Below are 7940 nucleotides of genomic sequence, written 5' to 3'. Positions count from 1 at the left end.
GTCGCGTCGGTTGCAGCGCAACGCGGAATGGCCTCGCGCAGTGCGCAGTTGTTCACTTGGCTCGGTGAGGATCGACTCGGACCCGATGCTGTGTGGGCCGCCCTGTCCGCTGCTGCGGCCGGTGATCGCGCCGCCGCCGATCGTTCGATCACTGCCGTGTCCGCACTCGCGCCGACGTCGAGCATCGCGTCGGGCAGTCTGCTCGTCACCGGAGTGACCGGGTCGATCGATTCGCGGAGCGCAGCAGCCTCGAGCGCTGCCGCGAATGCACTGATGCGAGCAATGACGTTGATGGGCAACACTTCCGATCGCTCGTGCACCCCGGATACTGCCGCTGCCGTCTCGGCCTTGCACGCGGTGCACTGCGGCGACCTGCCCCGTGTCGATTCCATCGTGGCGCGAGCACTTCCCGAACACCGTCCGGGATCCGAGGCGCACACCAGGCTGAGCCTCGTCGGAGCCTGGGCGTCCATGCTGCGGGGAGATACCGCCGACGCAGGTGCCGCGATCGAGGCACTGCGTATTCCGGTGTTGCACGTGCGCAATCAGTTGTTCCTGCACGCGATTCGGGTGGGTCTGGCTCGCAGGTCCGGTGACGCAGGGTCGCTGATCACGGCATGGACCCAGTCGCAGAACGTGATCGCCGAGTACTCCGTCGACCTGTTCGCGCTGCTGCCACTGGGCGAATTACTTTTGGCCGCAACTCGACTCGGCCAGGTGGACCGCGTCGAGCATCTGGTGGCGCAGGCCACCGATCTGCTCGCGGCGCTCGGCGACCCACCCGTCTGGGCGTCGGCGCTGCACTGGTACCAGGTTCAAGCGGCCATCGTGGCCCAGACCCCCGACGCGTTGGTGCCGCACGCCAAGGCTCTGGCCGCCGCCGCTCCGACCCATCCGTACAGCGCCGCACTCGCCGCTGCCGTCGCGCATGGCTCGGGGTGTTGCAGGGCAGGCCCGACGCGACCGAGGTGGAGAATTCCGCGCGCACACTCACCGCCTTCGGACTGCCCTGGGACGGAGCCCGATTGGCCAGCGAGGCCGCACTGACCGTCACCGATACTGCGACGGCAACCTCACTGCTGCACATCGCCAGGTCGTTGCGCCAACCCAGCTCGACGGGGCGCGACAGCCCGAGATCGACGCCGCAGCCGACGGGCTCGCTGAGCGGACGCGAGGCCGAGGTCGCCGAACTGCTCGTCCTCGGAGTCACCTATCGCGAGGTCGGCAGCCGGCTCTACATCTCCCCGAAGACCGTCGAGCATCATGTGGCCCGCATCAGGCGCAGGCTCGGGGCCCAGTCGCGGTCGGAGCTGATCTCGATGCTGCGCGCCATGGGATACGGGGCCTCGACCAGCTCGAGCGTCGACCCTGTAACTGTGCGAGGACCGGGAGCGACATAACGACCGAGCAGAACTCCCCGAGTCGAGAACAGGTAGCAGCCCCATGACCGAGCAGCCCGGCAGTGCGAGTGTCGGCGCACCGGACGTCGGCCTGTACCTGGACGACGAACGCGCCGTCGCCGCCGTGTCCCATCCGATTGCGCCCGGACCGTCGTTGCATCTGGCGTCACTGCACTCGACCGTCCTCAACACTCATCCCGACGGCACCGTCTCGCTCGGAGATGCGACCGACGACGACTCCGAGGCCTACACCCACTTTCTCGACTCTCTCGCCGACGGCGTGGGTGTCACCGGCAGCAAGGGCACCGTTTTCCCTGCCGAGCAACTGACGTCGATGGCCCTGCTGTGCCTGCTCACCGAGGTGGCGTCGTCCATCGGTCTGCGGCCCGGTGATCTGGCCGCTGCCGCGACCTACCCCGCCCGGTGGACAGCCGAGCAGGTGTTCGCGCTGCGTTCGGCGATGAACGCGCACGGGCTCGCACACGTCTCGCTGGTCGCCGAAGCGGAGGCGCTCGCTGCGTGGAACGCATCGGTCCTGCAGACCCTGGAGAAGAAGGACACCGCCGTCGCCGCTGCACGCGGTGCTGCGATTATGGCGGCGCAGTTCCCCGTCGACGCCGTCACCGAGCACGCCATCGCCCGCGGTATCGCCGAACTTCGGCACACCGAACGAGCCTCGCAGACAACGATCCTCATCACCACGAGCCCCGCGCTGTTGTCGGTGACCCATCGCGTTCTCGTCATCGACGACGGCCGCGTCGTCGCCGAGGGAACGCACCACGATCTCGCGTCCTCGGACGCGCAGTACAAGGAGACGGTGCTGCGATGACCGCCCCCCGAACTGCTTCCCATCGCCACCGGTGCGCGCTCCGTCGATGGCTGCTGGAACAGCTGCGCTTGCGGAAAGTTCGCACCGCGGTGACGCTGCTGCTCGGCGCAGTTGCCGCGGCCATGTCGCTGGTGCCCGTCTACGTACTCGGTGTTCTGGTCGACCGCGTTCGCGACGGCGCCGACACGTCGGCGATCGTCGGGGTCGTCGTCGTGATCTCGGTGGCTGCGGTGATCGGCGGCATCGTCACCGGCTTCAGTGGCTACCTCAGCAGCACTCTCGGCGAGGGCATTCTAGCGTCGCTGCGCGAGGCCGTCGTGCGGCGCGCGCTGCATCTGCCCGTTGCCACGCTCGAGCGAGTCGGCAAGGGCGACTTGCTCTCTCGGGTGGGCGACGACGTCGCGGTGATGGCCAAGTCGATCGGTGAAGTGATTCCGCAGCTGGTCGGGGCGTTCCTGCTCGTGTGCCTGAGCATGATCACGATGCTCGGAATCGACTGGCGGCTCGGCCTGGCGGGGCTCGTCGCACTGCCGATGTATGTCCTCGCGCTGCGGTGGTATCTGCCGCGCTCCGCACCGAAGTACGCGGCCGAACGCGTCGCGATGGGCGAGCGAGCGCAGTCGTTCGTCAGCAGCATGCAGGGCGCGAAAACCGTTCGCGCATACGGACTCGAATCGGCGCACCTGCGCGAGATCGACAGAGCGTCGGCGAAGGCCCGGGACATCGGCGTCGACGTGTTCCGGTTGTTCACCCGATTCGGATCGCGGAGCAATCGCGCCGAATGCGTCGGACTGTCGGTGATCCTGCTGGCCGGATTCCTGCTCGTACGAGGCGATTACGTCACCGTCGGCGAGACGACAGCCGCAGCGCTGCTGTTCCACCGCCTGTTCAATCCGATCGGCACCCTGCTGTTCACGTTCGACGACATCCAGTCCGCAGGAGCGTCGTTGGCGCGGCTGGTCGGTGTCATCGACATTGCCGACGAGCGACCCGTCGGCGACGGGTCCGTACCCGCCGACGCCGCCTTGGACGTCATCGATCTGCGGCACGAGTACGAGTCCGGCCACGAGGTGCTGCACGGAGTGAACCTGCGGATCGACGCGGGCGAGACCGTCGCACTCGTCGGATCCACCGGCGCAGGCAAATCCACGATCGCAGCCATCGCGGCCGGTTCCATGGCCTCGACGTCGGGGACGGTTCGGGTCGGCGGCGCATCACTGGATGCGCTGGGTAGTGAAGGGTTACGACGTCACGTGGCGATCGTCAGCCAGGAGGTCCACGTGTTCGCCGGCCGATTGATCGACGACGTGCTGCTTGCCGCCCCGGATGCCGGTCGCGACAACGTCGAAGCCGCGCTGCGCACCGTCGGAGCGTGGGCATGGGTCGAGGCGCTCGAGGACGGCCTCGACACCACGGTCGGGGAGGGCGGACACCAGCTGACCGCGGCCCAGTCGCAACAATTGGCCTTGGCGCGACTTGTTCTCGCGGATCCCGCCGTCGCCGTGCTGGACGAGGCCACCGCAGAAGCCGGTAGTTCCGGTGCGCGAGACCTCGAAGCGGCGGCCGAGGCCGCGACCAGGGGCCGCAGCACGTTGATCGTCGCGCATCGGCTGACCCAGGCTGCTGCTGCCGACCGCGTGGTGGTCCTCGAACACGGCAGAATTCTGGAGCAGGGTCCGCACGAGGAGCTGGTCGCCGCCGGTGGTCGATACGCGCAGTTGTGGGAGGCGTGGCAGGGGCGCTGACTGCTGTAGGGATTTGCCTAAAGGTATTAGGTTTGGTTACGGTGTCCTCGAAAGAACGAGGAGGCCGGCATGGCACGAGCAGGATTGACCGCGCAACGCATCGTGGCAGCAGGAGCGGATCTGGCCGATGAGGTCGGCTTCGATCGCGTCACCGCCAGTGAGCTGGCCAGACGCTTCGACGTCAAGGTGGCGAGCCTGTATTCGCACCTGAAGAACGCGCACGAGTTGAACGTCGGGATCGCGTTGTTGGCGTTGGAGGAACTGGCCGACCGGGTGTCCGAGGCCCTGGCAGGCCGAGCGGGCAAGGGCGCATTGGTAGCCGTTGCCAACGCGTATCTCGACTACTCGCGCGAACACCCCGGTCGGTATGCGGCAACGCAGTTTCCACTCGATCACGAGACCGCTCTTGCGAGTGCGGGAGTGCGTCACTCGGCGATGATGAAGGCGATTCTCCGCGGGTACGACCTCGGCGAGGAGGATCAGGTACACGCAGTTCGATTGCTCGGCAGTGTCTTTCACGGCTACGCCAGCCTCGATGCGGCCGGCTCGTTCGCTCACAGTGCACCCGACTCGCAGCAGTCCTGGGTCCGCATCCTCGACGGAATCGACACACTCTTACAGCACTGGAGGCAGTGACATGGAACCGATCTCCGAACGCGACATCAGGTCGTCGTTCGTCAACTCGTCCAAGGGGGACGCCGGGCGGCTCTCTCTTCCCGAAATGTTCGACGCGGTGCCGTGGGACGATCTCGACTTCTTCGGTTGGGTCGATCCCAAGCTCGCCGGGAGGAGCTACATCGTCGTTCCTTCGGAAGATCGCCTGCGTGGAATCTCGTTGCGCTACAAAGTCGGTGGGCCACGCACCGCACAGATGTGCAGCATCTGCCTCACCACGCACGCCAACGGTGGAGTGTCGCTGATGGCTGCCGCCAAGGCCGGAGAATCCGGCAGACGCGGCAATACGGTGGGCACCTACATCTGCTCGGACCTCGCCTGCTCGCTGTACGCACGCAAGAAGAAGACTCCGGCGTTGGGTCGTCAGTTCAAGGAGGACTTCGACGTCCGGACACGAACCGCGGCAGTCGAAGACAACATCGCCGCATTTCTCGCTCGCGTTCTCGATTGATCAACGTTCGGTGTGTACTCGCAATCCGGTGTTTTCTGCATCGATAGTGCTCCGCAGCACGAATCGCCTGTCGTAGTCCCCGCCGTTCTGGGTGCGGTAGGGGATGGGCCGGTCGGTGGGCAGGCCCTTCACTCGCTGCAGTAGCTCAGATTCTGCTGCAGCATAATCGGTTTCGGTCATCCGGTCGGCGCTCGCCACGAGAACGGGCGGCAGTACGGACATGCCTGTGTAGAACAGGATGCCGTGCTGAATCGGGTACAGCATCTCGTCCAGATCGCCGTTGATGCCGCGTGGGGAAACGGTGTGTTCGCTGCCGCCCATGCTGAGGACGACCATCGCCCGCTTGCCTGCGAGCATGCCGTCGCCGTAGCGCCGCGACCGGCCGTCCGGACGTTTGATGCCGTAGCCGAGCCCCTCGACGAACACGCGATCCACCCAGCCCTTCATGATCGCGGGCATCGAGAACCACCACAGCGGAAACTGCAGCACCACGGCATCGGCCCGTAGTAGCTTCTGTTGCTCGGCAACGATGTCCGGGGTCTGGGTGCCGGCCGCGAGGGCCGAGCTCGACGCGGTCGCCACCTTGAACCGCTCTGCCGGGTCGTGGTCGTAGTCCGCCGGCTGGACCACTGGATTCCACTGCATCGCATACAGATCCGACTGCTCGACGGTATGGCCGGCGACGAGGAGTTGTTCCAGGGCTGCGTCGCGCAGGGAACCGTTGAGGGAGCGGGCGTCCGGATGGGCATAGACCCACAGGATGTTCATGCACTCGATCCTGGCTACGCCGCTGTCCGGAACCAGTGGCAGGAAAGACAACATGTGAAAGAATTCGGCCATGACGCATCGCATCGCGGTCTATGTGCGCGACGGTCTCCTCGCCATGGAACTGGGCATCGTGCACCGTCTGTTCGGGCAGGCGCGCTCCGAGTCCGGCGAGTTGCTGTACGAGGTGATCACCTGCACCGACGTGCCCGGTCCGGTTCGCACCGACTCCGACGTCGAGATACTTGTCGAACGCGGGCTCGACGCCGTGGCCGAGGCCGATACCGTCATCGTGCCGGCGTCCGACGCCGACTACACGTCCGATGGCGCTGTCTCCACCTTGTTCGACGCGGTGTCGACCCAGAGGTTGGCGTCGATCTGTACGGGGTCGTTCGTGCTGGCTGCGGCGGGCGTGCTCGACGGCAAACGGGCCACCACCCACTGGAAGTCGGCCGCTCGATTCGCCGAGCTGTATCCGCAGGTGCTGCTCGACCCCAACGTTCTCTACACCGAGGACGGCAACGTGTTGACAGCGGCAGGGGAGGCCTCGGGAATCGATCTGTGTTTGTACATGATTCGACAGGATTTCGGTGCGGCAGTGGCCAATCGGGTGGCGCGCGAAACCGTCGTTCCACCCCATCGCAGCGGCGGGCAGGCGCAGTACATCGACACTCCGGTGCCGCGGACGCACAGTACGTCGACGGCCGACGCGCAGGAATGGGCGCTGCGCAATCTGGGGTCGGCCTTGGCCGTGGAGGATCTGGCCCGGCACCAAGCGATGAGTGTGCGGACGTTCTCCCGCAGGTTCGTCGCCGAAGTCGGTGTCTCCCCAGCTCGATGGATCGTGGCGCAACGCGTGCAATGAGCGCGAGAGTTGCTCGAGAACACGGACCTGACCATCGAACGCATCGCCCACGACACTGGATTCGGCACGGCAACGTCGCTGCGAAACCAGCTTGCTGCGGAGTTGGGGGTCTCGCCCAGTGCATATCGCGCGACCTTCAGGGTTGGCGGTTGAGGGGTTCTTGCCAACGAACAGCGAAAGCCGCTGCATCGAATGGAGTCGATGCAGCGGCTTTCGTTTTCAGCGAGGGCGGACTGACCTGTCAGTCCTTGTTCTTCTCCGCGATGAACAGCTTCTCGATGCGCTCCGCCTCGTCCTTCTTGGCGGCGGCTTCGTCGGAACGCTCAGCGGCCTCGGCCAATTCGGCCTCGGACGGCGCTGCGGCCAGCTTCTCCTGCTTGTCGACCTGAGCCTGCTGAGCCTTCTTGCGATCCTCGGCAGCCTTTGCGGTGGCAGCGGCCTGCTCGTCGGCCTTCTTCTTGTCCGCAGCAGCCTTGCGCTCGGCGTCCTGAGCGGCCTCGCGCTTGCGTTGCTCGGCCTCCTGGCGGGCGTCACGTGCGGCTTCCTGAGCTGCGGCGTCGGCTGCGCGGCGATCCTTCTCGGCGGTCTCGCGAGCCACCTTCAATTCGTCGTTGGCTGCTGTCTTCTTGGCCCGAGCCTCGGCGTCGAGGCGCGCTGCCTCGGCACGGTTCTCGGTGCTGTCGACGAGAGTCTCGCCGCGATCGGCGAGGCCCTTGTCTCCCAACAGGTTTCCGACGGCGCGGTCCAGCGATCCGAGCGTGTGCTCGTACACCAGGCGCGCGGGTGATTCCGCATTCATCTTCTCGACGACGTTGGTCTCGATGAGCTGCAAAGGAATTCGAGCGATCTTGTACTGAATGCGAAGAATGGTCATCGGTATGGCTAGGACACTCATAAGGCGAAACTCCTGTTTTGCGGTAGTGGTTCAGGCCTGGTTGCGGAGCTCTTCGGCCTTCTTGCGATCGGCTTCGGCCTGACGAAGTGCTTCCTGGTGCTTCTGCGCGGCCACCATCTCGTCGGAGTCCGCTGCGGCCTGCTCGATGCGTCGCTCGTCCGCGGCCTCGATCTGCTCGGCGGTCGCGTCGACCTCCGCAGCAGCACGCTCCTGCGCCACTGCCTCGCGCTTCTGCTGCTCGGCGGCGACCACCTGTGTCTCCCGCACTCGATCTGCCTGCGCCTCGGTGACCGCGGCGTTCTCTTCTGCGGCCTC

General features: G+C 66.0%; 6 protein-coding genes and 4 pseudogenes. 7 read left to right on the top strand and 3 right to left on the bottom strand.

The features are described 5' to 3' along the window. From RHBS_RS29185 to RHBS_RS20500, 6 genes and pseudogenes are all read left to right on the top strand, one after another. A pseudogene (locus tag RHBS_RS29185) lies at positions 1-1047 on the top strand (LuxR family transcriptional regulator); the annotation flags it as partial. Continuing rightward, complete coding sequence (locus RHBS_RS29180; RefSeq protein WP_187298577.1) at positions 1026-1400, top strand: response regulator transcription factor; 375 nt, start codon at positions 1026-1028, stop codon at positions 1398-1400. The pseudogene RHBS_RS29185 and the gene RHBS_RS29180, both read left to right, overlap by 22 nt. 43 nt (positions 1401-1443) lie before the next feature. Further along, a complete protein-coding gene (locus RHBS_RS29175) occupies positions 1444-2229 on the top strand; it encodes an ABC transporter ATP-binding protein (protein WP_187298576.1) in 786 nt (261 codons plus the stop codon). Between the two features lie 12 nt (positions 2230-2241). Continuing rightward, positions 2242-3974, top strand: a pseudogene (locus RHBS_RS20510) (ABC transporter ATP-binding protein). A 69-nt stretch (positions 3975-4043) separates the two neighbouring features. Beyond that, positions 4044-4610 (top strand): TetR/AcrR family transcriptional regulator, encoded by a 567-nt coding sequence (locus RHBS_RS20505; protein ID WP_128646343.1) that lies wholly within the window; start codon positions 4044-4046, stop codon positions 4608-4610. Position 4611: 1 nt separating this feature from the next. Continuing rightward, a complete protein-coding gene (locus RHBS_RS20500; protein ID WP_128646342.1) occupies positions 4612-5100 on the top strand; it encodes an FBP domain-containing protein in 489 nt (162 codons plus the stop codon). On the opposite strand, the gene RHBS_RS20495 is transcribed toward RHBS_RS20500, so the two are convergent. Beyond that, positions 5101-5868, bottom strand: a complete 768-nt coding sequence (locus RHBS_RS20495; protein ID WP_128646341.1) for an NAD(P)H-dependent oxidoreductase — start codon at positions 5866-5868, stop codon at positions 5101-5103. It lies immediately after the preceding gene. 70 nt (positions 5869-5938) lie between these two features. On the opposite strand from RHBS_RS20495, the pseudogene RHBS_RS20490 reads away from it, so the two are divergent. Further along, positions 5939-6883, top strand: a pseudogene (locus RHBS_RS20490) (GlxA family transcriptional regulator). An 88-nt stretch (positions 6884-6971) separates the two neighbouring features. Here the strand turns inward: RHBS_RS20490 and RHBS_RS20485 are convergent. After that, the gene (locus tag RHBS_RS20485; RefSeq protein ID WP_128646340.1) at positions 6972-7625 is read right to left on the bottom strand and encodes a hypothetical protein; all 654 of its coding nucleotides are present in this window, start codon (positions 7623-7625) and stop codon (positions 6972-6974) included. Between the two features lie 30 nt (positions 7626-7655). After that, positions 7656-7940 (bottom strand): annotated as a pseudogene (locus RHBS_RS20480) (general stress protein CsbD); the annotation flags it as partial.

This window comes from Rhodococcus sp. BS-15 (assembly GCF_000813105.1).
Classification (GTDB): domain Bacteria; phylum Actinomycetota; class Actinomycetes; order Mycobacteriales; family Mycobacteriaceae; genus Rhodococcoides.
The sequence above is the reverse complement of the archived record's forward strand: the minus strand, read 5'-3'. Positions and strand labels throughout refer to the sequence as shown.

Coding starts and splice junctions, on each gene's coding strand:
- RHBS_RS29175 (WP_187298576.1), top strand. CDS start 1,444: ATGACCGAGCAGCCCGGCAGTGCGAGTGTCGGCGCACCGGACGTCGGC.
- RHBS_RS20505 (WP_128646343.1), top strand. CDS start 4,044: ATGGCACGAGCAGGATTGACCGCGCAACGCATCGTGGCAGCAGGAGCG.
- RHBS_RS20500 (WP_128646342.1), top strand. CDS start 4,612: ATGGAACCGATCTCCGAACGCGACATCAGGTCGTCGTTCGTCAACTCG.
- RHBS_RS20495 (WP_128646341.1), bottom strand. CDS start 5,868: ATGAACATCCTGTGGGTCTATGCCCATCCGGACGCCCGCTCCCTCAAC.
- RHBS_RS20485 (WP_128646340.1), bottom strand. CDS start 7,625: ATGAGTGTCCTAGCCATACCGATGACCATTCTTCGCATTCAGTACAAG.